We start from the raw sequence: 23,594 nt of genomic DNA on the forward strand, positions 1-23,594 counted from the left end.
CTTCGCGTGTTCAGGGCGTGGGTAACGTCATCACTGAAATTGGCAAAAACAAGGAATAGTTATGATCATTTTGGGTGTTACCAACAACGATTTATCGGGAGCTTGCCTGGTGCGCGACGGCCTGATTCTTTCAGCGGTCAGCGAGGAGCGCTTCACTCGTATCAAGGACCACAAGATCTGGCCCGCCCAGTCCATTGAGTTCGTCTTGAGCCATGCGGGTTTGTCTCTGGAAGATGTCGACTATGTCGCCTATGGATGGAACGCCGGATTCAGTGCCGACAAGCACCTTGAGTTGTATTTCGATCGCATTGTTGAGGAGGTCAGGACCAACCCTCAAGGCCTGATGCAATTCCGCCAACGGGTTACCGATGAGGTCAGGAACGATAAAGAGAAACGCGCCGAATTTGACCAGTTCATCGCGGCCAATGGTTTGCTGGGCAAGGCGTACTACATCGATCACCATGAATGCCATGCCCTCGGTGCCTACGTCTGTTCGCCGTTCGATGAAGCGCTGACGTTGACCTGTGACGGGCGCGGCGACTTCCAGTCGCTGACCGTGACCTGGTACAGCCCGACTGAAACCACCGTGTTGCAACGGGAGACCAGCATCGACAGCCTGGGATATTTTTACGGGCGGATCACCCATTTGCTCGGTTACAAGCCGAACCGCCATGAAGGCAAGGTCACGGGCCTGGCAGCCTTCGGCGATCCGCAGAAACTGCTGGGGGTGATGCAGCAGATGATCCGTTTCGAGGACGGGCGTATCAAAGCGTATTGCGGCGATCTGTTCCTGCCGTCCTACAACAATTACAGCGATCCGCTGCAAGCGCTGTTCGCTGAGGAAACCCCCGAGGACATCGCGGCCGCCGTACAACGGCATAGCGAAGACTTGCTGGTCGCGGTGGTCACCCATCATCTGGAACAACGCGGCAGTAGCAATCTGTGTCTGGCCGGCGGCGTGTTTGGCAACGTGAAGCTCAATCAGCGCCTGCGCGAGATTGCCAACGTCAAGAATGTCTATGTGTTGCCTTGCATGGGCGATGGTGGCCTGGCATTGGCGGCAGCGGTCGGTGCCGCTTATCTGCAAAACGGCACGCGTTTCAAGACCCCGACCATGGCGCTCGGTCCGGAGTCGCGCAGCGTTTCGCAGAACATCAATCTGATCCATCGCGACTACCCGGAACTGGGTTACCACACGCCTGCCAACCTCATCGAGGTGCTCACCGAGGCGCTGCTGGAAAATCAGGTGCTGGGTATGTTCAAAGGCAAGATGGAATTCGGTCCGCGCTCGCTGTGCAATCGCAGCATCGTCTATCACGCCCAGGATGCCGAGGTTAACGACTGGCTCAACAAACGCATGCACCGCACCGAGTTCATGCCCTTCGGGCCGGTCACTGCGATTGAACAGGCCGCCGCCTGCTACGTCGGTTGGGACGAGGAGCAAGTGGCGGCAGACACCATGACCATGACCTACGATTGTCATCCAGCGTTCATCGAGGCGAGCCCGGCGGTGGTGCACATCGATGGCACCGCACGGCCGCAGATCATTCGCCCGCAAGCCGACCCGTTCATGCACCGTCTGCTGAATGCCTGGCACGCGAGGACCGGTCAGGCAGCGTTGATCAACACCTCGTTCAACCGTCACGAAGAGCCCATCGTGTGTTCTTCTCAGGATGCCCTGGATGCCTTGAAAGAAGGCATGGTCGATCTGGTGGTCATGAGCGAATCGCTGATCGTCTGGCGCAAGGGCAAAAACAGCTTCACCCAAACACGCTTCGAGTAATGAAGTGATGTGGGGCAGGGCTCCGCTGGAGCCCTGTTTTGGCGTATCGAGCGTATGGATGTCGAATGTATCTAATCTTCTTCGGATTCTTTGCGGCAGAAGGGATCATCTATCCGTTCTGGCCAACCTGGCTTGATTCACTGGGCTTGAGCGCCAGTCAGATCGGCCTGCTGATTGCGGCGGCGTACTGGCCACAGGTGTTCAGCGGGGTGTTTATCACCTACGTGGCCGACTGGCGCGTAGACCAACTGCGTCTGGCGGCATTTCTCGGGTTCTCGGCGGCGTTGTGCACCGCACTGTTTTATTTCGTGCCGGTGCATTTGTGGCTGTTTGTCGGACTGAGCATTCTGTTTGGCGGGCTGTGGATGGTGGTGTTGCCCTTGTCCGAGGCCTATCTGCTCAAGCGCGATAAACAGGCGCTGCAGAACTATGGCTGGGTACGGGCGGTGGGGTCTTCCGCGTTTATTCTGACCTCGACCCTGGGCGGTTTTCTGTTTGCCCAGTACAGCCAGTCATGGGTGCCGATCGTGGTTGCCGCGTGCATGTTGTTTACCGCCATAGCCTGTCTGCGCTTGAAACACCAGGTCTCGCGCACGCAAGCGGAACCGCTCAGGCGCGCAATCAAACGGCCGGACTGGAAGGCGTTGCTGGCGCAAAAAAGTCTGTTGATCGCGATTGCCGCCGCCAGTTTCATTCAACTGAGTCACACTCTGTATTTCTCTACCGCGTCGATCGGCTGGGGCGTGAAGGGCTACTCTTCTTCGGCCATCGGGATGTTCTGGTCGGTGGCGGTCATTGCCGAAATCAGCTATTTCGCCCTGTCCAACAAAGTCCTGTCGTGGTGCTCGCCGTTATCCATCGTGATGTTTTCCAGCATCTGTGCCGCGGCGCGCTGGGCGCTGTTTTCCAATAGCGATGCGCTGCCAGTGATCGTGCTCGGGCAGTGCCTGCATGCGTTGAGTTTTGCCGCGTATCACGCGGCGATCATGCGCTTTATTCGCGATCACGCGCCGCAGGATATTCAGGTCTTTACTCAAGGCGTTTATTACTCCCTGGCGGTGGCCTTGCCTATGGGGCTGGCGACGCCCTTCGCCGGGTATTTGTACGAAACTCACCCGCAGTGGTCCTATTACGTGATGGCGCTGTTTGCCCTGGTGGGCACAATGCTGGCATTTCTCGCTCATTTGAAAATGCGAAGTTCAACTCATGACACAACGAACCTTTACCGCCGTCTGCTTTGATATGGACGGCGTGCTGATCCAGTCTCGCGAGGTCATTGAAGCGGCCTGGACCACAGTCGCGCGCCAGTACGGCATCAAAGTCGACCAGGCGTTCATCCACGAGCACATTCACGGGCGCCCGGGCGGCTACACGCTACAGGCCTTGTTCGGGCAGTTTGACGAGCAGGAACGGGTGGTAATCAAGCAAAAGGTCGATACCCTTGAAGAGCTTTCCGACTGTTCGCTGGTGCCGGGCGTCGCGGCATTTATCACGCTGCTCAAGGATTGCGCGGTGCCCCTGGCCCTGGTCACCAGCAGCTGGCGGGCACGTGTCGAGCATGTTCTGCAGCAACACCATCTGACGTCGGTCTTTGACTGCATCATTTGCCGAGACGACGTACGCAGTGGCAAACCGGCCCCCGATCCCTATCGCCTGGCGGCGGCTCAATTGGCGCGTCAGAGCGATGAATGTCTGGTCTTCGAGGACTCCGTCAGCGGCGTGCAATCGGCGATCAGCAGCGGCGCCTTGTGTATCGGCATTGGCGATGACCCAACCCTGACCGCGCACGGTGCGCTGTGTGCGTATTCCGATTTCACCGCACTCGCGATCTCGCGGACAGAGGCGGGGCCACACGCTTACACCGAGGGCGGCCTGCGCATCAGTGGACACATTGCACAGAGGTTCGCCCGACCATGACCCAGACCCTGCAACACGCTCGCGTTCTTTGGGAATTCCTTGGCGCCAGGCGCACGCACAATCAGTGTGAACTGATCGTGGTCTGCGGCTCCTACGACCTCAGAGTGTGCGATTACGCCTGTGAATTGCTGAGCAAAGGCATTGCTGAGCATCTGCTGTTCACCGGCAATACCGGCAACTGGACCAAGCATTTGTGGGACCGCAGCGAAGCCGATATTTTTGCCCAGAGGGCCATGGCGCTGGGCGTCAGGCCGGATAAGTTCACCCTGGAATCGCGCGCCACCAACTTTGCTGAAAACATTGCCTTTGCCAAGGCGCTGTTTCCCGACGTGCGTCGAGCGACCTTTCTGACCAAACCGAATTCGATCCGCCGCGTGGCATTGACCTTGCCCGTTCAATGGCCCGAAGTTGAAGCTTGGGTTGACGCGCCGTCGTTCAGTTTTCCTGACGAGATCAGCAATCTGATCGGGGTCTTGGGAGTGATCGACGAAATGGTCGGCGATGTGCACCGGATCATGGTTTACCCTTCGCTGGGTTTTCAGGCCCCGCAGGTGATTCCCGAAGCGGTTGAGGCGGCCTGGCGATACCTGATAGAACAAGGCTTCGATCACCATTTGATCAAGGGCAGACATTGATACCAGTCTGCCGCCGGGAGGCTGACATGCAGTACGACACGCTGATCCGCAATGCGCTCATCATTGATGGCAGCAACGTGGCCGGCTACCCCGCCGATGTGGCAATCCGCAAGGGTCGCATCGAGCGTATCGGCGACTTGCAGGATGCTCACGCAACAGAAGAAATCGATGCGGCGGGGCGGGTGCTGGCACCCGGTTTTATCGACGTGCACACCCACGACGACACCGTGGTCATTCGCCAACCCGAGATGCTGCCCAAGCTCAGCCAGGGCGTGACCACCGTGATTGTGGGCAACTGCGGGATCAGCGCCTCGCCAGTCAGTCTGAAAGGCAATCCACCGGACCCGATGAACCTGCTCGGCACCGCGGCGGCGTTTGTTTATCCACGCTTCAGCGATTACCGCGCGGCGGTCGAAGCGGCGAATACCACCCTGAACGTGGCGGCACTGATTGGCCATACGGCGCTGCGCAGCAATCATCTGGACGACCTGTTCCGCACCGCGACGCCGGATGAAATTGCCGCGATGCGTGAGCAGTTACGCGAAAGCCTTGAGGCCGGTGCATTGGGTTTATCCACAGGTCTGGCGTACGCCAGCGCCTACAACGCTTCCACCGATGAAGTGATGCAACTGACTGAAGAACTGACGGCGTTCGGCGCGGTGTACACCACGCATTTGCGCAGCGAATTCGAACCGGTTCTGGAAGCGATGGACGAGGCGTTTCAGATCGGTCGTCACGCCAAATCGCCAGTGATCATTTCCCACCTCAAATGTGCAGGCGTGGGTAACTGGGGGCGCAGTCCCGAGCTGCTCGCTTCATTGGAAGAGGCTGCGAAAACCCACCCGGTCGGCTGCGATTGCTACCCGTATGCGGCGAGTTCTTCGACGCTGGATTTGAAGCAAGTCACCGATGCGCATCGCATCACCATCACCTGGTCGACGCCGCACCCGGAAGTCAGCGGTCGCGACCTGATCGACATCGCCGCCGAATGGAATCTGCCGCTGCTCGATGCCGCCAAACGCCTGCAACCAGCCGGCGCGGTGTACTACGGCATGGATGAGGCCGATGTACGAAGAATCCTCGCCCATCCGTTATCGATGGTCGGTTCTGACGGACTGCCTGAAGACCCGTTCCCGCACCCACGCCTGTGGGGCGCTTTCCCACGGGTGCTCGGACATTTTAGTCGTGATGTCGGCCTGTTTCCGTTACACACCGCGGTGCACAAGATGACCGGTTTGTCGGCGGCGCGATTTGGGCTGAAAGAGCGCGGCGAAATTCGTGAAGGCTATTGGGCTGATCTGGTGTTGTTCAATCCGGCGACGGTGCGTGATGTGGCGGATTTCAATGATCCGCAACGGGCTGCGCAGGGGATTGACGGTGTGTGGATCAATGGAGTGTTGAGCTATCGCGATGGACAGGCAAACGGTCGCCGGGGAGGGCGCTTTCTCGCTCGCGATGGGAATTTACGCGACGGGTTTAAGTGATTCTGCTGACGTCAAAAGATCGCAGCCTTCGGCAGCTCCTACATGGGAATGCGATCTTCTGTAGGAGCTGCCGCAGGCTGCGATCTTTTGAACTGCGTCTCATAGTGGCACTGTGCAATTAAAGAAACGCCAGCCCAAGCCGAATTGCTGACATCCACCCCGTCTACACTGTGGGGCCAATCAGTCAGGGAGCACCCCATGAGCTTCGGCAAAACCACCCCGATCCTGCGGATCTTCGATGAAGCCAAAGCTGTCGAGTTCTACGTCGATTTTCTGGGTTTCAAGATCGACTGGCAGCATCGCTTCGAAGCGAATTTTCCGTTGTATCTGCAGGTGTCTCGCGGCGAGTGCGTGCTGCATTTGTCCGAGCATCATGGCGATGCGTGCCCGGGTTCGGCGCTGCGTATCGAGACGGATGAGTTGGAGGCGTTTCAGCAGCAGTTGGTGGCCAAGGATTACAAGTTTTCGCACCCGGGGATTCAGGCGATGCCTTGGGGGAGTCAGGACATGACCATCGTTGATCCGTTTGGTAATCGGTTGGTGTTTACCAATGCGATTTGTCTCTGAGCTGAAAAGCCCCTCACCCTAGCCCTCTCCCAGAGGGAGAGGGGACTGACCGAGGTGTCTGGCGCTATACATCGACCTGCAAGATCTGCAGCGATTAAGGATTCACGGCAGCACTTTCAGGTCGGTGTATTTAGCGAACATCTCACGGTCGTCCCTTCACCCTCACCCTAGCCCTCTCCCGGAGGGAGAGGGGACTGACCGAGGTGTCTGGCGCTATACATCGACCTGCAAGACCGAGTCGATTATGGATTCACAGCAGCACTTTCAGGTCGGCGTATCTAATCAATATCCCCCGTTCGGCCCCCTCTCCCTCCGGGAGAGGGCTGGGGTGAGGGTAAATGGCACACCGCAAAAAGAAGCCCGCCACCTAACCATCACAGTTGGGGTCGCGGGCTTTTTCGTTAGTCGGTCGGCACTAACCTGTCCAACACGCGATTGACGGCCATTTCCGCCACCATCACCACTTGCGCAATACCCTGCAAAGTCTTGCGGTGTGTGCCTTCAACCTGCGCGGCATGGTTGTTGAGCATGACCGTCGCCGAGCCCAGGGTTTCGCTGGCGTCGGCGAGCAGGGATTCGGTACCTGCCTCGGGGTTGGCCATGTACAGCGTGTTGGGGGTGTAGGGCGTGGCCATGAGGTCGGCGTTCGTCGGACCGAGGTAGTGGTCGAGCGCGCGCTCGGCGGCTTCGTGGAATTTCTTTGAGTCGGGGGATTCGTAGGGGGAGGCCGGGTCGGTGACCGGCGGATTTGGCGTTATCTTGAACATAGCTGTGTTCCCTTTGTTGAGCGGCAACCCTTTGGCTACTAAACGAAAGGGTGGCAGCTGTACGCAGGTTAGTAGACCGGGGAACTCAGCTAAAAGCCGGCGCGCCGAAGCGCCCTGCGTACAGCCACCATCAAGCTCAGGTACGCGAGTACCTGTGATGAATGTACGACCAGCAGAATTACCGCCGGGCTACTAAACCCGATCACTGGGAATCAGTGACGCAATCAAGTTACGCAGCATGCTCAGGGCGCACAAGCCGGCGGATTCTGGCTTAGGCGTAGGTTACGGCGCAAGGATTTGTGGGCTGTTTCGCGTAACGCTGAGTGTCTTTAAACACCTGTGGTGCGGGATGTTTATTGCGTTCAAGTATCGAAGATTTACCTGTAGGAATTCTGGGCTGCCACTGACGCCATCGCTGGCAAGCCAGCTCCCACAGGTTTATGTGCAAGTAATAGATTTTGTGGACGACTCGGACACTGTGGGAGCTGGCTTGCCAGCGAAGGGGCCAGAACAATCACCCCCGATGCATCTGCCGAAACTCCCCCGGTGGCATCCCGCGTCGACTCTTGAACGTGCGATGAAACGACCTCGGTTCGGTAAACCCCAGATACTGCGCAATGTCCTGAATCGGCAGCGTGCTGTTGAGCAAATAATGCTCAGCCAGCTCCTGACGCAAATCATCGAGAATCTGCTGATACGATGTCCCTGCCTGATGCAACTGCCGCTGCAACGTCCGCACGGAAACAGCGAGCTGCTCGGCGACCTGTTCCTTGCGCGGCAAACCCTCCTTGAGCAACTGCCGCAGGATGTTCTTCACCTGCTGCTCAAGCGACGCATCCTCCAGCGTCGCCATCAATCCCAACGCATGTTCTTCCAGCGTCCGCAGCAACTGCGCATCCGCCTGACGCAACGGCAACTGCAAATACGCCAGCGGCACGACCAACGCCGAATACAGCTGATCAAACAGCACCGGGCAACCGAAAAACGCCTCGTACTGCGCCGGCGTGGCCTCGGCCGGGCATGAATGCTCGAGCCAGACTGCGGCCGGCGACATCTGCGTATCGGCGATCCAGCGCGCATAGTGCAGCCACGAACCGAGGACGTTTTCCACCAGATGTCGACGGATCCGTGGTCGCTGATAACGGCAGGTCCAGATCAGGTGCACGTGGTCATCCAGCACCTCGGCGCGACTGATGCCCATGTCGCCCACCAGTTTCTCGAACGGCATGATCCGGCTCATCGCATCACCGAGCGTCGCGCAGTTCATGGTGATGTAACCGAGCACGCTCCACGAATTGGGCAGGACGAAATTCGCCGCGTTAAGCCCGAACAGCGGATCGCCCGAGTGTTCGCAAAAATAATCCAGCAAGCGTTCATGCGCTTCACCGGGCAAACGCAGGGTGTTGTCGCTCAACTGCTGCGCCTGCAAACCCGCCGCCGCCAACGCCGGCTCGATGGCCATGCCCAGCTGTTCGGCATGGCGCAGGTATTTGAGCAGCGGCGGTACCGAGGTGAAGCCAAGCGATTGCATGATCCCTTCCTTTGATCGAGGACGCGTGGGCGGATGAAGGCCTGAAAGGTAATTTGAAACCCCGACTAAAGTAAATGGCTGACGCTTGCGCGACGTTTGACTCAATTGGCTACACGAACTGGCCGGATGCGACCGTGACACTTTGCGGCCGCTGGCTAGTATGGAGGCCTGAAATATCACTGATCCGACGGTTAAAAGGACACACGCATGCGACGCTGGAACGGCTGGGGAGATGCAAGCACGGTGGTCGAACTGCCGGCCCAGGGCGCGGAGTTTCTTCATGAGCGACTGGGCGAGGGGCGCGCGCTGCCCGATGCGACCCTTGAAGCGGCATTGGCGCGTGTGCCTACCTCGCGATTGCCTGCGCACACGTTGTACAGCGTCGATGCCCACGACCGCTTGTTGCATGCGCGGGGCCAGAGCCTGCCGGACTGGCTGGCGTTGCGTGAAGGTGCTTTGGGCAATTATCCCGATGCGGTGGCGTTCCCCGAGACCGCCGAGCACATCCGCCAATTGCTGGCGCTCGCTCACGAGCAGGACCTGTGCCTGATCCCGTATGGCGGCGGCACGTCGGTGGCCGGGCACATCAATCCGCCGGATTCGGCGCGGCCAGTGGTGACGGTGTCGCTGGCGCGGATGAACCGCCTGATCGACCTCGACGAACAGAGCCTGCTGGCGACGTTTGGTCCCGGTGCGAGTGGGCCGCAGGTGGAAAGTCAGCTGCGGGCGCGGGGCTACACCCTGGGGCATTTTCCGCAGTCTTGGGAGTTGTCGACGCTGGGCGGTTGGGTGGCCAGCCGTTCCAGCGGTCAGCAGTCGTTGCGCTATGGCCGCATCGAGCAATTGTTTGCGGGCGGAACCTTGGAAACCTTTGCCGGGCCTTTGGAAATTTCGACGTTTCCGGCCTCTGCCGCCGGGCCTGATCTGCGCGAGGTGGTGCTCGGTTGCGAGGGCCGTTTCGGGATCATTTCCGAGGTCAAGGTGCGGGTCAGCGCATTGCCTGCTGATGAGCGTTTCTACGGCGTGTTTCTACCCAACTGGCCGCAAGCGCTAAGGGCGATCCGCCAATTGGCCCAGGCACGCGTACCGCTGTCGATGCTGCGCCTGTCCAACTCCGTGGAAACCGAAACGCAACTGGCGCTGGCCGGTCATCCGCAACAAATCGCCTGGCTGGAAAAGTACCTGAAGCTAAGGGGGGCGGCAGAGGGCAAATGCCTGCTGACCTTCGGCGTCACCGGTAATCGCCGGCAAAACGCGCTGTCGCTAAAACAGGCGAGACACCACCTCAAATCATTCGGCGGCGTCTTCACCGGCACCCTGCTCGGCAAGAAATGGTCGCAGAACCGCTTCCGTTTCCCCTACCTGCGCGAGAACCTGTGGAACGCCGGTTACGTGGTCGACACCCTCGAAACCGCCACCGATTGGAGCAACGTCGACAACCTGCTCAACCTCATCGAAACCAGCCTGCGCGAGGCATTGGCCGCCGAAGGGGAACGCGTGCATGTGTTCACCCATCTGTCCCACGTCTATGGCGAAGGCTCAAGCATCTACACCACTTACCTGTTTCGCCCGGCGGCGGATTACCCCGCGACGCTGGCACGTTGGAAAGCGCTCAAACACGCGGCCAGCCAGACCATCGTCGACAACCACGGCACCATCAGTCACCAGCACGGCGTCGGCAAGGATCACGCGCCGTACCTGCTGCGCGAGAAGGGCGCATTGGCGATGGATACCTTGCAGGCGCTGAGCAAACACTTCGATCCGGCCGGGCGCCTCAACCCCGGCACGCTGCTGCCGGAGTGACGGCCATGAGTCAGGATTGGAACGCCGCATGGCGCCAGCAGATTCTGCCGGCGCTGGCCGAGGAAACCTGGGATCTGATCGTCATTGGCGGCGGCATCAGCGGCGCCGGAATCCTGCGTGAAGCCGCGCGCCGAGGCTGGCGCTGCCTGTTGCTTGAGCAACGTGATTTCGCTTGGGGCACCTCAAGTCGATCATCGAAAATGGTCCATGGTGGTTTGCGTTACATCGCCAAGGGCCAGTGGCGCCTGACCCGTGATTCGGTGCGCGAACGTCAGCGCTTGCTCGACGAAGCGCCGGGGCTGGTCGAGCCGATGAGTTTCCTGATGCCGCACTATCGCGGCGGCTTTCCCGGGCCTCGTGTACTGGGCGGTTTGCTGAGCGTGTACGACGCCTTGGCGGGACGGCGCAGCCATCGCTTTCATGATGCGCAACAACTGCGTTATCTGGCGCCGGGCGTGAAGGAAATCGGCTTGCTCGGTGGCACCTGTTTTGTCGATGCGCTGACCGATGATGCGCGGCTGGTGATGCGTGTGTTGAGCGAAGCACGCGCCGATGGTGCTGTCGTGGTCAATGGCGTTCGCGTCGAACATTTGCTGCGAGAAAAGGGGCGGGTGTGCGGCGTTGAAATCGAAGATTGCGAGGGCGGCGCTACCCTGCAATTGCGCTGCGGTGTGCTCGCTGTGGCGACTGGCGCGTGGGCTGAGCGTTTGCGGCCGACTGAGGCGCCGCGACAATTACGACCGTTGCGTGGCAGTCATGTATTGCTGCCGGGTTGGCGTTTGCCGGTGGCGCAGGCATTCACTTTTCTGCATGAGCGTGATCGGCGTCCGGTGTTTGTTTTTCCGTGGGAGGGCGCGACGGTGGTCGGCACTACAGACCTCGACCATCGCGACGATCTGGATCAGAGCGCGAGCATCAGCGGCGAGGAACTCGACTATCTGCTGGCGGCCTGCACGCAACAGTTTCCCGGCGCAGTTGTGACGGCTAATGATGTGCTGTCGACCTGGTCCGGCGTACGTCCGGTGGTGGGCAGCGCGGGTGCGCATCAAGACAAGCCGTCGAACGAAACCCGCGAGCATGTGCTGTGGCAGGAGCCCGGTTGCGTGACGTTGGCCGGCGGCAAGCTGACCACGTTTCGCCCGCAAGCCATCGAAGTGCTCAAGGCCTGCGCGAGCATGCTGGATCGTCCTTTCATCGATGACGCCGCGCCAGTGTTTGCCGCTGTGCCTGCGCTGCCGATTGCTGAATTGAGCAGCCATCAGTGGCGACGTCTGGCCGGACGGCATGGCCGAGAACTGCCAAGGCTGGCGCAATTAATCAAAGAAATCGGCCACGCCACAGTCGGCGCCACGGACACCTTGTGGGCGGAATTGGCCTTCGCCTGCGAAGCGGAAATGGTCTTGCACCTCGACGATCTGCTGCTGCGCCGCACGCGTCTAGGCCTGCTGCTGCCCCATGGCGGTGAAGATTATTTCACCGCAATGCGTCAACTCTGCCAGCCGCGACTGGGCTGGAGCGACGAACACTGGCAGCAAGAAATTCAGCGTTATCGGGCGTTGTGGCAACGCCATCACGGTTTGCCGGATGCCACGCCTTGATGCCCCTTGAAGAGAGCTCCATGGATAACCACCCGAACAAGCGTTACCTGCTGGCCATCGACAACGGCACCCAGAGCGTGCGCGCGCTGCTTTTCGATTTGCAGGGCAATCTGCTCGGTAAAGGCAAGGTTGAATTGCAGGCGTATTACTCGGCGCAACCGGGCTGGGCCGAGCAGGATCCGGAGTATTACTGGGCGAAACTCGGCGAGGCGTGCCAGCAAGTGTGGGCGCAGACCGGCATTGATCGTTCGCAGATTGCCGGGGTGTCACTGACCACTCAGCGCGGCACGGTGATCAATGTCGATGCCGAGGGCAAACCGCTGCGTCCGGCGATTCTGTGGCTCGATCAACGGCAGAGCGAAGTCGAAGGCGGGATCAAAGGACCGTGGGGCTGGTTGTTCAAACTGGTCGGCGCGCAAGGCACCGTGGATTATTTTCGCGCTCAGGCAGAGGCGAATTGGATCGCTCAGCATCAGCCAGAAGTGTGGGCGGCGACGGATAAGTTTTTGCTGTTGTCCGGGTTTCTCACGCATCGCCTGTGCGGGCGCTTTGTCGACTCGGTGGGTTGCTGCGTCGGCTATCTTCCGTTCGATTTCAGACGGCTGAAATGGGCTGCGCCGAGTGACTGGAAATGGCAGGCGCTGGCGGTGCGTCCCGAGCAATTGCCGAGCTTGCAAAAACCCGGTGAAACCCTTGGCTACATCACCGCTGAAGCCGCTCGCCACACCGGCATTCCCGAAGGTTTGCCGTTGATTGCTGCCGGCGCCGACAAGGCTTGCGAAGTGGTCGGTGCCGGCGTGGTCGATGCGAATACGGTGTGCCTGTCTTACGGCACCACGGCGACGATCACCAGCACCCGCTCGCGCTATCTGGAAATCGTCCCGTTGATTCCGCCGTACCCGTCAGCGGTGCCCGACCAGTACAACTGCGAGGTGATGATTTATCGCGGTTACTGGATGGTCAGCTGGTTCAAGAACGAGTTTGGTTTGCGTGAGATGCAGCAGGCCAAAGAGCAGGGCATCGAGCCGGAGCAGTTGTTCGATGCGCTGGTCGATGCCGTTCCACCGGGATCGATGGGTTTGATGCTGCAACCGTACTGGTCGCCGGGGATTCGCGAGCCGGGTGTCGAGGCGAAAGGAGCGATGATCGGCTTCGGCGACGTGCACACCCGCGCGCATATTTACCGGGCGATTCTGGAAGGGCTGGCGTATGCGTTGCGTCAGGGTATGGAGAATATCGAGCGGCGTTCGAATGTCTCAATCAAGCGTCTGCGGGTTGCTGGCGGTGGTTCGCAGAGTGATGCGGCGATGCAGCTCACGGCGAATATTTTCGGCCTGCCGGCGGAGCGTCCGCATGTGTATGAAGCGTCGGGTCTGGGCGCGGCGATTTGTTGTGCGGTGGGATTGGGGCTGCATGCGGATTTCCCCACGGCCATCGCGGCGATGACCCGGGTCGGCGCGGTTTTCACACCGCAGCCCGAGGCCCGGAAAATCTATGAGCAACTGTACAAAGAGGTCTACTTGCGCATGTACCGCCAGCTCAAACCGCTGTATCAAAGCATCCGCAAAATCACCGGATACCCCGCCTGAAAGAACACCATCAATCCCCTGTAGGAGCTGCCGAAGGCTGCGATCTTTTGATCTTGTTTTTTAAGATCAACGTCAAAAGATCGCAGCCTTCGGCAACTCCTACAGGGAGCGTATTGCGATTCGATGTGGCGCCATCGGAGAACTTTTCTGGTGAGATCGGACAGTGTCAGCGCCGGGGTCGGTTGTTAGGCTCATCCCCCACGGCACCGCCAATAAGAACGACAAGCAATGAAGCTGACCTTCCTCCTGTTGCTGCTTTGTGCAACGGCCCCGAGCGCCTGGGGCTGGTCGAACCATACGGTCGGCAGCTATCTGGCGTTGCAGGATCTGCCGGCGTTGCGTGATGCACCGCAGGTTGAAGTCGAGCCGCTGGAGCGGTTTCTCACCGAGCAATACCCGGCCGTGCTGGCGCTGCTGGAGCAACAGGAAAGCTTCGCCCGCGAGCACTTCGCGCAATACCCGCCACGCCCCGACAAGCTGAAATTGCCCGCAGTGCCGAGTGACAATCTGCGCCACGACTTCCTCACGGCGCTGCGCATCAGTCCCGAGATTTACCTGGCGATGGTCATCCAGCCATTGCCCGGCAAAGACCTGCCCGAGCGTGAGCATCTGCAGGCCAATCAAGTCATGGTCGAGCAAACCCTTTCGCCGTGGAATCGACAACGCTTCATCGTTGTCGCCGAGCACGAAAAAGTCGCAGCGCTGGCCGTGCTCGCCAGCGCCGCCGACGAACCGGATTACGGCCACGACATCAATCTGTTCAGCGACAACCCCGGCGCAGTCGGCGCGGTCTATGGCTTCGGCCCGCAGCCGTTCGGCGACGCGCGTTTCCAGTACAGCTCGCAGGCGCCGTTCCACATGGGTTTTTTCCACGAAAGCCCCGTGGTGTACGCCGCTGCAGGTTTCCTTGAACGCAGTTGGCCGGACTGGCGCGCCTATCAATACATGGGGCTGGCGCGATTGGCATTTGCCAGCGGTCATCCGTATTGGGGTTATCGTTTTCTTGGTTGGGGCCTGCACCACATTCAGGACCTGACCCAGCCGTATCACGCCAAGCCGTTGCCCGGTGTCGACCTGGCCAGTCTTCTGTTGCTGGAAGGCAAGGCAATCGCCGGTTTCGCCGAGGACAAACAAGCCTCGATCGAACGCGTCGCCACCCGGCACATGGAAGTGGAGAAGTATCAGTCGACCTGGCTGCGTCGCGTACTGCGCGCCGGTCAGCCGCACCCGATGCTGGCGGCTTACGCCGATGTGGCTCAGGACAAAACCTACCCGCCGTACTCGGTCGACTACCTGCGCGAAGTGGTCAGTGCCGAGTCGGTCAACGATTCCGCAGCGTTCGACGAGGCCATCGGCCAGTGGCTGGAAACCGCGCCCGTCAGCAGTGATTTCAGCCGCGGCAATCAACTTCATAGCGAAGATTTCGATCACCCGGCACTCAATCAGCAGCTGTTGAAGTTGCTAGGGCATTTCGGCGCGCACAGCCGGATTTACGTCAGCGCGGGATTGGCGCCGTAGCGCGGTAACGAACACCAAAACAATAAAAACAGGGAAGGAGGAACACATGATCAACTCTCGATTGCGCCTGACGGGCGCCGCGCTCCCCGGTGTCGGCCTGGCCGGGCTGCTGCAACTGTGCGCAGTCGATGCGGCGCACGCGGTGGAGTTCAGCCTGATGGACAAGCAGGTCACCGGCTCCCTCGACACGACCTTGTCCTACGGTCGTTTGTGGCGGGTGCAGGGCCGCGACAAGACTAACGATGACGTCAACACCAACGACGGCAATCGCAACTTCGACACCGGGCTGGTTTCCGAGGTGTACAAGATCACCTCCGAGCTTGAAACCAACTATCAGAATTACGGTTTGTTTGTGCGCGGCACCGCGTTCTACGACACGCAACTGATGGACAAGCGCAACGACTACTACGACAACAACAGCCCGTCGCAACCGAGCCAGAGCTACCCGCAGGACGATCATTTCACCAGTCAGACCCGCGACATCGCCGGCAGCCGAATCGAGATGCTCGACGCCTATGTGCACGGCAGTTGGGACGTTGCGCAGATGCCGGTGACCGCGCGCATCGGGCGGCAGGTGTTCAACTGGGGCGAGGGGATTTTCTATCGTGGCGGGATCAACACCACCAACCCGGTGGACGCCGCCAAGTACCGCCTGCCCGGCGCCGAAGTCAAGGAAGTGCTGGTGCCGGTCGAGGCGCTGAGCTTCAACATCGGCCTGACCGACTCGCTGACCATGGAGAGTTTCTACCAGACCAACTGGAAGGAAACCCGCATCGACCCGGTCGGCACCTTCTACTCGCAAACCGACTTGTTCGCTGACGGTGGCAACACCGGTTACAACAACTTCAGCGGCACAGCGCTCGACACGCCGGTTCCGGGGTTTGGCAACGTCATCGGTTTGTACAGCGCGTTGGGCAATAACCCGTTACTGAGCTCCGCCCTGCAAACCACTGGCCTGTACGCCAACGGCGTGACGCCGGCCTATGGCAATACGTTGAAAGTGGCGAGCATCGGCAAGGACTACAACGCGCGCAACGATGGCCAGTTCGGCTTTGCCTTTCGCTACATCGCCGAGCAGCTCAACAGCACCGAGTTCGGGTTGTACATGGTCAATTACCACGCCAAGGAACCGACCATCGCTGCCGATCTGGGCGGCTACAAAGGCATCGACATGGATGCGCTGACCAACCTGTTGTCCGGTGTCGCCGGCAGTCAGGCCGGGGCGCTGGCCAACGGTCTGGCGACGGCCGATGTGATGGGCAATATTCAGGCGCATCGGCGCTACGCCGAAGACATCCGCATGTACGGCTTCAGCTTCAACACCACGCTGGGTGAGGCGTCGGTATTCGGTGAAATCGCTTATCGGCCGAACCTGCCGATCGGTGTCGCGGCCACTAATGATTTGATTGGTGATTTGGCCAACGGTGCGGCAGTGGCGGTGACGGGGCGGTCGATCAACGTCGGCGGGCAGATGGTCAATCTCAACAGCGAGATCAACAACGCCGAACGCGTCGAAGCGTTCAACACCTCGCTCGGCACCATTTACAACTTTGGCCCGACCGCTTCGTTCGACTCGCTGTTCGGTATCTTCGAACTGGCCTCGGAGCACCTGCGCGGCAGCAGTCTGCAATACACCGCGTATGACGGCAGCCGTCGCTTCTACGCCGGCACCGGTAACTATTCCTATGTCTCCGGCGGTGATCGCGACGATCAGGTCAATCGCAATTCCTACAGCTATACGGCGATGCTCAACGGCACCTGGAACGACGTGTACGCCGGGGTCAACGTCTCGCCCTACATCGTCTACAAGGACGATTTCGAGGGCAACAGCTATCAGGCCGGCAACACCATCGAAGGGCGCAAGGCCTACACGCTGGGGATCAAGGCCAACTACCAGAACAAGCTCGAAGCCGAACTGCAATACACCGAGTTCTATGGCGGCGGGCAAAACAACGGCATTCGCGACCGCGACAACGTCGGGTTCAACCTCAAGTATTTCCTTTGATACCCAGACCACAGGCGCCCCCCCTGTAGGAGTGAGCCTGCTCGCGATAGCGAATTTTCAGTCGCTGTAGGTGTTGTCTGACACACCGCTATCGCGAGCAGGCTCACTCCTACAGGGGATCTACGGTGATTTTCAGACCTCACTCCCGTTTCGGAGATCGATCATGTTTCACACTTCAAGATTGACCAAAGCTTCGCTAGGGCTTGTTTTAGGCCTTGCCGCCAGCACCGCTCTGGCCGCCATCACCCCACAACAAGCCGAACAACTGAAAACCACCCTGACTCCGATGGGCGCCGAGCGCGCGGGTAACGCCGCCGGCACTATTCCCGCGTGGACCGGCGGCATCACCCAGGCGCCGGCCGGCTACAAACCCGGCCAGCATCACCCCGATCCGTACGCGGCAGACAAACCGCTGTTCACCATCACCAAAGCCAACCTCGACCAGTACAAGGCCCACCTCAGCCCCGGTCAGATCGCCCTGTTCAACAGCTACCCCGACACCTTCCAGATGCCGATCTACCCATCCCGCCGCTCCGGTTCGGCACCGCAATGGCTGTACGACAACACCCTCAAGAATGCGATCTCGGCCAAATTGCTCGAAGGCGGCAGCGGCTTCTCCGATGCCTACGGCGGCGTACCTTTTCCGGTGCCCAAGGATGGCGTTGAAGTGTTGTGGAACCACATCACTCGCTATCGCGGCATCTACGTCGTGCGCCGCGCCTCCGAAGCACCGGTGCAGCGCAACGGCAGCTTCGCGCTGGTGACCTCGCAGCAGGAAGCGCTGTTCAATTACTACCGCCCGAACGGCCAGTTCGCGGACCTGAAAAACATCCTGTTCTACTACCTCGCCTTCGTGAAAAGCCCCGCACGCCTGGCCGGCGGTGCCGCACTGGTGCACGAAACCCTCGATCAACTCAAGGACGCACGCCAGGCCTGGATCTACGACGCCGGCCAACGCCGCGTGCGCCGCGCACCGAACCTCGCTTACGACACGCCGATCGCATCCTCCGATGGCCTGCGCACCGCCGACGACACCGACCTGTTCAACGGCTCACCGGATCGCTACGAGTGGAAGCTCAAGGGCAAACAGGAAATCTACATCCCCTACAACAACTACAAAGTCGCCAGCCCCGAGGTGAAATACGCGCAGTTGCTGACCCCCGGCCACCTCAATCCGCAATACACCCGCTACGAGTTGCATCGGGTCTGGGTGGTGGAAGGCAACCTGAAACCCGGGTCGCGGCACATTTACTCCAAACGCGTGCTGTTCCTCGATGAAGACAGCTGGGGCGCGGCACTGGTTGATCAATACGACGGGCGAGGGGAGTTGTGGCGGGTGTCGATGGCTTACCTGAAAAACTTTTATGACCTGCCGACGACGTGGAGTGCGCTGGATGTTTTCCACGATTTGCAGGCGCGGCGTTACTACGTGCAGAACCTTGATAACGAAGAAGCGGAGACGGTCGATTTCGCGCAGCCGGTGCCGGAGGATGCGTATTTTATGCCGTCGGCGTTGCGGCAGCGTGGGACGCGGTGATGGCTGAAGTTTAAGTCCGCACCACTGACAGAAAAAAGCCCGAAGCCACTGATACATTTGGCTTCGGGTTTGTTCTGTGGAGCTAAATATATCTACTTTACAGATATCTGTATTTGAGATAATTTGGGCGCATGTAGGGATACCAGAACCGAAAATTGTATGAGAGTGATCACAAAAGCGGCGGTTGCGCGGGCCATTGAGACTCATGGCCAGTGGAGAGATCCTCTCACCTTGTGGCTAACCATCTTCGACAGAGCATCGCTGCGCTTCGAGTCGTTTGAGAAGCTTCGTCAAGACTGGGCCAGCGCCTCAGGTTGGAACGTTGATCGTATCCCTCACTCGAAGCTGAGGCTGACGAGCAAGAAAGGTCCGCTTGATATTTACGTTTTTGATATCAAGAAAAACGAGTGCCGTGTCATTACGTGGATCAACACGAAGACTGGCACTATCTATATCAAGGACATTCTTCCCCATGCCGGATATGACAAATGGTGGAAGGGTGATGTCAAGTAGTTGGCCAGAATGAAATACGCTATTTATGTTTAACGAAAATAAAGGTGATCTCAATGAAGCGTAATAAAGTCGAAGCGACAGGACTGGATTCCTTCATAGCCGATATTTCACCCATGCTTGAGGGGCTGGGCGATCAGCTAGCGACTTTGTCCAAGTTGTTGTCTGCCTGCCATGATCCGATAAAAAATGATGACGATCTGCAAGTGCGAATGGCCCTGATTGATGAGCTTTATTCCCACGCGAACACCGAGGATCATGCTGCGGCACGGTTTGCGGAGTTTGTGGCTGATCGGGTTTATGAGTACGAAAATGAAACGGTGTTGATTGCTTATTCGTCCCAATCTGAAGCGCTGGCGTTTCTGCTGTCGGAAAGAGGCGTTAAACAGAAGGACTTGTCTGAGATCGCAACTCAGAGTGCTGTTTCAGAGATATTGAATAACAAGCGAAAAATGACCGTTGCCCAGATAAAGGGATTCGCCGAGTTCTTTAAAGTACCGGTTGAGTTTTTTATGCACGGTGTGGTTTGACGGGATGCCGTGACAGGTCTAACGCAATCGCGAGCAGGCTCACTCCTACAGGGAAATTGGCGTCGCCCACATAATCTGTGATCGACGCGTTACCTGTAGGAGTGAGCCTGCTCGCGATGCGGTTGTAGCGTCAGCGCTGAATCAAGATCAAACGCGGAAGTGGCTGACCATCTGTTGCAACTGACCACCCAGACGCGCCAGTTCAACACTCGACGCTGCCGTCTCATCACTCGCCGCTGCGGTCTGTTCCGACACGTCGCGTACGTTGATGATGCTGCGGCTGATCTCTTCAGCCACGGCGCTCTGCTGCTCAGCCGCTGCGGCGATCTGCTGGTTCATCGACTGGATGTTCGACACCGTGCGGGTGATGTTTTCCAGCGACGCGCCAGCCTTGCGGGTCAGGGCGACGCTGCTGTCGGTCAGGGCGCGGCTGTTGCTCATCACGGCGGAGACTTGCTGGGTGCCGTTCTGCAGACCGGCGACCAGGCCTTCGATTTCCTCGGTGGATTTCTGTGTGCGCTGAGCCAGGCCACGAACCTCGTCGGCGACCACGGCAAAACCACGACCGGCTTCACCGGCGCGCGCGGCTTCGATCGCAGCGTTGAGGGCCAGCAGGTTGGTCTGCTCAGCAACAGCCTTGATCACGTCCATGACGCTGCCGATCTTGTCGCTTTCCTGTTGCAGCACGCTCATGGCTTCGGTGGAGCGCACCACTTCGCTGGCCAGACGTTCGATTTGCGCGATGGCTTCGTTCACCACTTTGTCGCCTTCACGGGCTTCACCGTCAGCGGCGGCGGCCGCTTGCGAGGCTTCTTCGGCGTTGCGTGCGACTTCCTGCACGGTGGCAGTCATCTCGTGCATCGCGGTGGCAACCTGATCGGTTTCGACCTTCTGGCTGTTCACGCCGGCGCTGGTTTGCTCGGTCACGGCCGAGAGTTCTTCAGCGGCGCTGGCGATCTGGGTGACGCCGTCGCGGATGCCGCTGATCAAGTCACGCAGGGTCACGCCCATGCGTGCGATGCCTTGTTGCAGCACGCCGAGTTCGTCGCGGCGGGTGACGGTAACGTTCTGGGTCAGGTCGCCGCTGGCGATGCGCTCGACCACGGCGAGGGTTTCTTGCAGCGGACGGGTGATCTGACGGGTGATGATCACCGCAGCAATCACGCCAACCAGCAGGGCGAGCAGGGTGCTGATCAACTGGAAGGTACGCGCCTGGGCGCTTTCCGCGTCACGGCGATCGAGCTGGATCTGATACAGCTGCTCGCTCAGGGCGACGATGGTGGTGCCCTGGTCGGTCATTTCCTTACGCGCCTGCACGGCATCGGTGTTGGCGTTCTTGTACGCCATCAACGCGCTGCGATAGCTGGTCAACGCAGATTCCAATTGGCGCAAGGCATCCTGCTGAGTCGCAGCAAATTGCGCATTCAATGACTTGAGGCTGGCGATGGCCGCGTCGATCTGGCCGACGGCTTTCTGTTCGGTTTCGGCGTTGGTGGTGGCGGTGTAACCGCGCACTTCGTAACGCGCGAGGATGAACGCTTCTTTGGCGGCGGTGATCGCCTGGAACTGTTCGAAACGCTGTTCGCTCATGTCCATCTGCTGCACGCGTTTGCTGATCGATTCGATCTGGTTGTACGCGGTCTCGGCACTCACGCTCATGCTGTCGCGGGCGCTGTTGCCGGTGCGATAGGCGTTACGCATTTTGTTCAGCGACGTCTGGTATTCAGCGATGGTCGCTGCCTGCTCCTTGAGCAGTTTGACGTTTTCCGGGCTCTTGAAGCTGTTGATCAGCTTCTGTTGCTGCGCGGCGAAGCTTTCGAGGGTGGTCTGCACATTCTGCGCGGCGGTTTCATCGCCGTTGGTCAGCATGTACTGCAGGCGCACCACGCGCAGTTTGGTCAGACCGGCATTGAGCTGGGTGATATCGCTCATCCAGTTGCTGCGGTCGATCAGGCCACCGAGGCTGGTCCAGCCTGTCAGGGCCAGCACGCAGGTCAGGGCCAGCACCAGGCCGAAGCCCAGGCCTAATTTCATGTTCACGCTGATGTTGCCGAACCAGCTATTCATCAAAAATCCTCCAGAAACGTTGGGTTTCTTGTCGTCAGTTAGGCTGGAAGATTGTTGTTTTTTTGAGCCAGCAAGGGTGTTAGCAGGTTTGTATCGGCCGCATTTCCCAGAGCTGAAAGGATTTTGTCCTACGGAATTTGTAACATCGGATCCCAAGACTTTTTTCACATGGGTTTCACTGGCTGCCTACGCCCGCCTCTGTACCTTCGCCGCATCGAATGAACCCGTGATGCAGAGTGGCGAGGCGGTTTTTGTGGAATTGAGACTGAGTCTGTTCGGCGTCAAACGCTCGATCGATCTGAGCTTTTTGGCGCGTTTTCGCAACACTTGGGTGGTGTTGGCGGCATCGGTATTGGTGATGCCACTGACCCTGTGGTTGCTGGCGCCGGCGGCGGTGCCGGACCTGGCCCACGGCAACGTGGCGGGTGCGCAAGCGTTGGCGACGGGCTGGGCCAAGGGCGAGATGATCGTGCTGGTGCGTCACGTCGAGCGCTGCGATCACTCTAAAGCTGCCTGCCTGAGTGGCAACGACGGCATCACCGATCGCTCGCGCAGTGTCGCGGTGGCGGTCGGTGCACAGTTCGAACAACTGGGCCTGAACAACGCCGACATTTATAACAGCCCGTCGATGCGCACGGTGCAGACCGCCGGTTACATGTTCAACCATGCCGCCAGCGGTGACGATTGGTTGATCAACTGCCGTGGGCGCATGTTGCAGGATGCGCTGGCCCACAAGCTGCCCGGTCGCAATCTGGTCCTGGTGACCCACAGCGAATGCATGGCGCAAATCGAGAAAGACCTCAAAGTGCCGACCTCGGACATGGGTTATGGCTCGTCATTGTTTGTTTCCGCTGCCAGCCCGGCGGCTCCCAAGATGCTCGGCTTTATTGAAGCCTCCGACTGGCGCACGGTGAATAGCCGATGAAATCCCGCTTCTACGCTTACAACTTTGGTATTCCGCTGGCCTGTGCGGCGCTGGTGTTCTTGATGTTCGACATGACCAAGATCGACATCGCCTTCAGCAACCTGCTGTTCGATCCGCTGACGCAGACCTTCCCACTCGACAAAATCCACTTTTTTGAAAAGCTCACCCACAAATGGGCGCGGATCATTCCCAACTGGACGGCAGAAATCGCCCTGATCGGCGCGCTGTTATCGCTGGTCTGGCCATTGGTCAATCCGCAGAAACGTCCGCGACTCGGTGCAATGCTGGAGCGCAGCAAAGTCGCGCCAGTGTTGCGATTTGCCGCTGATCACCGTAGGGATTTTCTGTTTGTGGTGGTCGCATTTGCGGTCTGCACCGGGGTGATTCATTTCCTCAAATCCCACACCAGCGTTTACTGCCCGATCGAGACCACGTTGTACGGCGGCAAAATGGTTCACGTTGAGTGGTACAGCAATTTTCAACTGTTCCATGAAGCCGGGAGTGGCCGGTGCTGGCCGGGTGGTCATGCGTCGGGCGGCTTCACCATGCTGGCGCTGTATTTCGTGGCGCGACGTTATCAATGGCGTTTTTCCAGTGCCATCTTGTGGGGCTCGCTGTTGCTGGGGTTCGTTTATGGCACTACTCGCGTCCTGCAAGGCTGGCACTACATGTCCCACACGTTCTGGGCCGGAATCTTCGTGTGGCTGGCGTGTTTACTGACGGCGTTGGCCTTCTACGGACGCGCGCGGCTGGATGTGCCGGTGCTGGGCAAGCGCGCACAGAAAGCTTTCAGTGCGCAGCCTGAGGTCTCTCTCTGAACCCGTTCAG

General features: G+C 59.2%; 19 protein-coding genes and 1 pseudogene. 16 read left to right on the forward strand and 4 right to left on the reverse strand.

Features of this window, described 5'->3' with window-relative positions:
- Positions 1-61: 61 nt before the first annotated feature.
- The 6 genes from ACM6JQ_RS06665 (at position 62) to ACM6JQ_RS06690 (ending at position 6,386) form a co-directional block, all read left to right on the forward strand.
- Positions 62-1,783, forward strand: coding sequence for a carbamoyltransferase (locus ACM6JQ_RS06665; protein WP_414893430.1), 1,722 nt, complete (start codon positions 62-64; stop codon positions 1,781-1,783).
- 65 nt (positions 1,784-1,848) lie between these two features.
- The gene (locus tag ACM6JQ_RS06670) at positions 1,849-3,024 is read left to right on the forward strand and encodes an MFS transporter (protein ID WP_095114187.1); all 1,176 of its coding nucleotides are present in this window, start codon (positions 1,849-1,851) and stop codon (positions 3,022-3,024) included.
- Positions 2,990-3,700 carry an HAD family hydrolase gene (locus ACM6JQ_RS06675; protein ID WP_414893431.1) on the forward strand — a complete coding sequence of 237 codons (711 nt, stop codon included), beginning with the start codon at positions 2,990-2,992 and terminating at the stop codon, positions 3,698-3,700. The genes ACM6JQ_RS06670 and ACM6JQ_RS06675 overlap by 35 nt, the downstream gene beginning before the upstream one ends.
- Positions 3,697-4,335, forward strand: coding sequence for a YdcF family protein (locus ACM6JQ_RS06680; protein WP_414893432.1), 639 nt, complete (start codon positions 3,697-3,699; stop codon positions 4,333-4,335). The genes ACM6JQ_RS06675 and ACM6JQ_RS06680 overlap by 4 nt, the downstream gene beginning before the upstream one ends.
- 26 nt (positions 4,336-4,361) lie before the next feature.
- On the forward strand, positions 4,362-5,819 hold the full coding sequence (locus tag ACM6JQ_RS06685; protein ID WP_414893433.1) for an N-acyl-D-amino-acid deacylase family protein: 1,458 nt from the start codon (positions 4,362-4,364) through the stop codon (positions 5,817-5,819).
- Between the two features lie 198 nt (positions 5,820-6,017).
- Complete coding sequence (locus tag ACM6JQ_RS06690) at positions 6,018-6,386, forward strand: glyoxalase superfamily protein (protein WP_007911550.1); 369 nt, start codon at positions 6,018-6,020, stop codon at positions 6,384-6,386.
- A gap of 401 nt (positions 6,387-6,787) precedes the next feature.
- Here ACM6JQ_RS06690 and ACM6JQ_RS06695 read toward each other — a convergent pair whose 3' ends face one another.
- Together ACM6JQ_RS06695 and ACM6JQ_RS06700 are read right to left on the reverse strand one after the other, a co-directional pair.
- Entirely contained in the window at positions 6,788-7,153 is a 366-nt protein-coding gene (locus ACM6JQ_RS06695) for a DUF6124 family protein (RefSeq protein ID WP_414893434.1), read from the reverse strand.
- Positions 7,154-7,667: 514 nt separating this feature from the next.
- A complete protein-coding gene (locus ACM6JQ_RS06700) occupies positions 7,668-8,684 on the reverse strand; it encodes an AraC family transcriptional regulator (protein ID WP_095114193.1) in 1,017 nt (338 codons plus the stop codon).
- A gap of 207 nt (positions 8,685-8,891) precedes the next feature.
- Here ACM6JQ_RS06700 and ACM6JQ_RS06705 point away from each other — a divergent pair, with 207 nt between their 5' ends.
- The 8 genes from ACM6JQ_RS06705 to ACM6JQ_RS06740 all read left to right on the forward strand — a co-directional run bounded on the left by ACM6JQ_RS06705 (position 8,892) and on the right by ACM6JQ_RS06740 (position 19,774).
- Positions 8,892-10,487 (forward strand): FAD-binding oxidoreductase, encoded by a 1,596-nt coding sequence (locus ACM6JQ_RS06705; RefSeq protein ID WP_414893436.1) that lies wholly within the window; start codon positions 8,892-8,894, stop codon positions 10,485-10,487.
- Positions 10,488-10,492: 5 nt separating this feature from the next.
- A complete protein-coding gene (locus tag ACM6JQ_RS06710) occupies positions 10,493-12,085 on the forward strand; it encodes a glycerol-3-phosphate dehydrogenase/oxidase (RefSeq protein ID WP_414893437.1) in 1,593 nt (530 codons plus the stop codon).
- 20 nt (positions 12,086-12,105) lie between these two features.
- Positions 12,106-13,674: an FGGY-family carbohydrate kinase gene (locus tag ACM6JQ_RS06715; protein WP_414893438.1), complete on the forward strand. Its 1,569-nt coding sequence runs from the start codon at positions 12,106-12,108 to the stop codon at positions 13,672-13,674.
- Between the two features lie 228 nt (positions 13,675-13,902).
- Positions 13,903-15,192 (forward strand): phospholipase, encoded by a 1,290-nt coding sequence (locus ACM6JQ_RS06720; protein ID WP_095114197.1) that lies wholly within the window; start codon positions 13,903-13,905, stop codon positions 15,190-15,192.
- A gap of 46 nt (positions 15,193-15,238) precedes the next feature.
- Positions 15,239-17,197 carry a DUF1302 domain-containing protein gene (locus ACM6JQ_RS06725; RefSeq protein ID WP_414893439.1) on the forward strand — a complete coding sequence of 653 codons (1,959 nt, stop codon included), beginning with the start codon at positions 15,239-15,241 and terminating at the stop codon, positions 17,195-17,197.
- A 163-nt stretch (positions 17,198-17,360) separates the two neighbouring features.
- Positions 17,361-18,734, forward strand: a complete 1,374-nt coding sequence (locus tag ACM6JQ_RS06730) for a DUF1329 domain-containing protein (protein WP_414893441.1) — start codon at positions 17,361-17,363, stop codon at positions 18,732-18,734.
- Positions 18,735-18,893: 159 nt separating this feature from the next.
- Positions 18,894-19,247 carry a type II toxin-antitoxin system HigB family toxin gene (locus ACM6JQ_RS06735; RefSeq protein ID WP_228759094.1) on the forward strand — a complete coding sequence of 118 codons (354 nt, stop codon included), beginning with the start codon at positions 18,894-18,896 and terminating at the stop codon, positions 19,245-19,247.
- 53 nt (positions 19,248-19,300) lie between these two features.
- Positions 19,301-19,774, forward strand: coding sequence for a helix-turn-helix domain-containing protein (locus ACM6JQ_RS06740; RefSeq protein WP_007911534.1), 474 nt, complete (start codon positions 19,301-19,303; stop codon positions 19,772-19,774).
- A 147-nt stretch (positions 19,775-19,921) separates the two neighbouring features.
- On the opposite strand, the gene ACM6JQ_RS06745 is transcribed toward ACM6JQ_RS06740, so the two are convergent.
- Both ACM6JQ_RS06745 and ACM6JQ_RS06750 read right to left on the reverse strand, forming a co-directional pair.
- The gene (locus tag ACM6JQ_RS06745; protein WP_371748303.1) at positions 19,922-20,785 is read right to left on the reverse strand and encodes a methyl-accepting chemotaxis protein; all 864 of its coding nucleotides are present in this window, start codon (positions 20,783-20,785) and stop codon (positions 19,922-19,924) included.
- A pseudogene (locus tag ACM6JQ_RS06750) lies at positions 20,780-21,841 on the reverse strand (methyl-accepting chemotaxis protein); the annotation flags it as partial. The pseudogene ACM6JQ_RS06750 and the gene ACM6JQ_RS06745, both read right to left, overlap by 6 nt.
- A 253-nt stretch (positions 21,842-22,094) precedes the next feature.
- Here ACM6JQ_RS06750 and ACM6JQ_RS06755 point away from each other — a divergent pair.
- Positions 22,095-22,766: a histidine phosphatase family protein gene (locus ACM6JQ_RS06755; RefSeq protein ID WP_414893442.1), complete on the forward strand. Its 672-nt coding sequence runs from the start codon at positions 22,095-22,097 to the stop codon at positions 22,764-22,766.
- Positions 22,763-23,584 carry a phosphatase PAP2 family protein gene (locus ACM6JQ_RS06760; RefSeq protein WP_414893443.1) on the forward strand — a complete coding sequence of 274 codons (822 nt, stop codon included), beginning with the start codon at positions 22,763-22,765 and terminating at the stop codon, positions 23,582-23,584. Before ACM6JQ_RS06755 ends, ACM6JQ_RS06760 begins: the two co-directional genes overlap by 4 nt.
- The last annotated feature ends 10 nt before the right edge of the window (positions 23,585-23,594 follow it).

The organism is Pseudomonas sp. IT-232MI5, from assembly GCF_949767845.1.
In the GTDB taxonomy this organism is placed as follows: domain Bacteria; phylum Pseudomonadota; class Gammaproteobacteria; order Pseudomonadales; family Pseudomonadaceae; genus Aquipseudomonas.

Bases quoted from the DNA above. Each gene is read 5' to 3' on its own strand.
- ACM6JQ_RS06665 (WP_414893430.1), top strand. From the start codon at position 62: ATGATCATTTTGGGTGTTACCAACAACGATTTATCGGGAGCTTGCCTG.
- ACM6JQ_RS06670 (WP_095114187.1), top strand. From the start codon at position 1,849: ATGTATCTAATCTTCTTCGGATTCTTTGCGGCAGAAGGGATCATCTAT.
- ACM6JQ_RS06675 (WP_414893431.1), top strand. From the start codon at position 2,990: ATGACACAACGAACCTTTACCGCCGTCTGCTTTGATATGGACGGCGTG.
- ACM6JQ_RS06680 (WP_414893432.1), top strand. From the start codon at position 3,697: ATGACCCAGACCCTGCAACACGCTCGCGTTCTTTGGGAATTCCTTGGC.
- ACM6JQ_RS06685 (WP_414893433.1), top strand. From the start codon at position 4,362: ATGCAGTACGACACGCTGATCCGCAATGCGCTCATCATTGATGGCAGC.
- ACM6JQ_RS06690 (WP_007911550.1), top strand. From the start codon at position 6,018: ATGAGCTTCGGCAAAACCACCCCGATCCTGCGGATCTTCGATGAAGCC.
- ACM6JQ_RS06695 (WP_414893434.1), bottom strand. From the start codon at position 7,153: ATGTTCAAGATAACGCCAAATCCGCCGGTCACCGACCCGGCCTCCCCC.
- ACM6JQ_RS06700 (WP_095114193.1), bottom strand. From the start codon at position 8,684: ATGCAATCGCTTGGCTTCACCTCGGTACCGCCGCTGCTCAAATACCTG.
- ACM6JQ_RS06705 (WP_414893436.1), top strand. From the start codon at position 8,892: ATGCGACGCTGGAACGGCTGGGGAGATGCAAGCACGGTGGTCGAACTG.
- ACM6JQ_RS06710 (WP_414893437.1), top strand. From the start codon at position 10,493: ATGAGTCAGGATTGGAACGCCGCATGGCGCCAGCAGATTCTGCCGGCG.
- ACM6JQ_RS06715 (WP_414893438.1), top strand. From the start codon at position 12,106: ATGGATAACCACCCGAACAAGCGTTACCTGCTGGCCATCGACAACGGC.
- ACM6JQ_RS06720 (WP_095114197.1), top strand. From the start codon at position 13,903: ATGAAGCTGACCTTCCTCCTGTTGCTGCTTTGTGCAACGGCCCCGAGC.
- ACM6JQ_RS06725 (WP_414893439.1), top strand. From the start codon at position 15,239: ATGATCAACTCTCGATTGCGCCTGACGGGCGCCGCGCTCCCCGGTGTC.
- ACM6JQ_RS06730 (WP_414893441.1), top strand. From the start codon at position 17,361: ATGTTTCACACTTCAAGATTGACCAAAGCTTCGCTAGGGCTTGTTTTA.
- ACM6JQ_RS06735 (WP_228759094.1), top strand. From the start codon at position 18,894: ATGAGAGTGATCACAAAAGCGGCGGTTGCGCGGGCCATTGAGACTCAT.
- ACM6JQ_RS06740 (WP_007911534.1), top strand. From the start codon at position 19,301: ATGAAGCGTAATAAAGTCGAAGCGACAGGACTGGATTCCTTCATAGCC.
- ACM6JQ_RS06745 (WP_371748303.1), bottom strand. From the start codon at position 20,785: ATGGGCGTGACCCTGCGTGACTTGATCAGCGGCATCCGCGACGGCGTC.
- ACM6JQ_RS06760 (WP_414893443.1), top strand. From the start codon at position 22,763: ATGAAATCCCGCTTCTACGCTTACAACTTTGGTATTCCGCTGGCCTGT.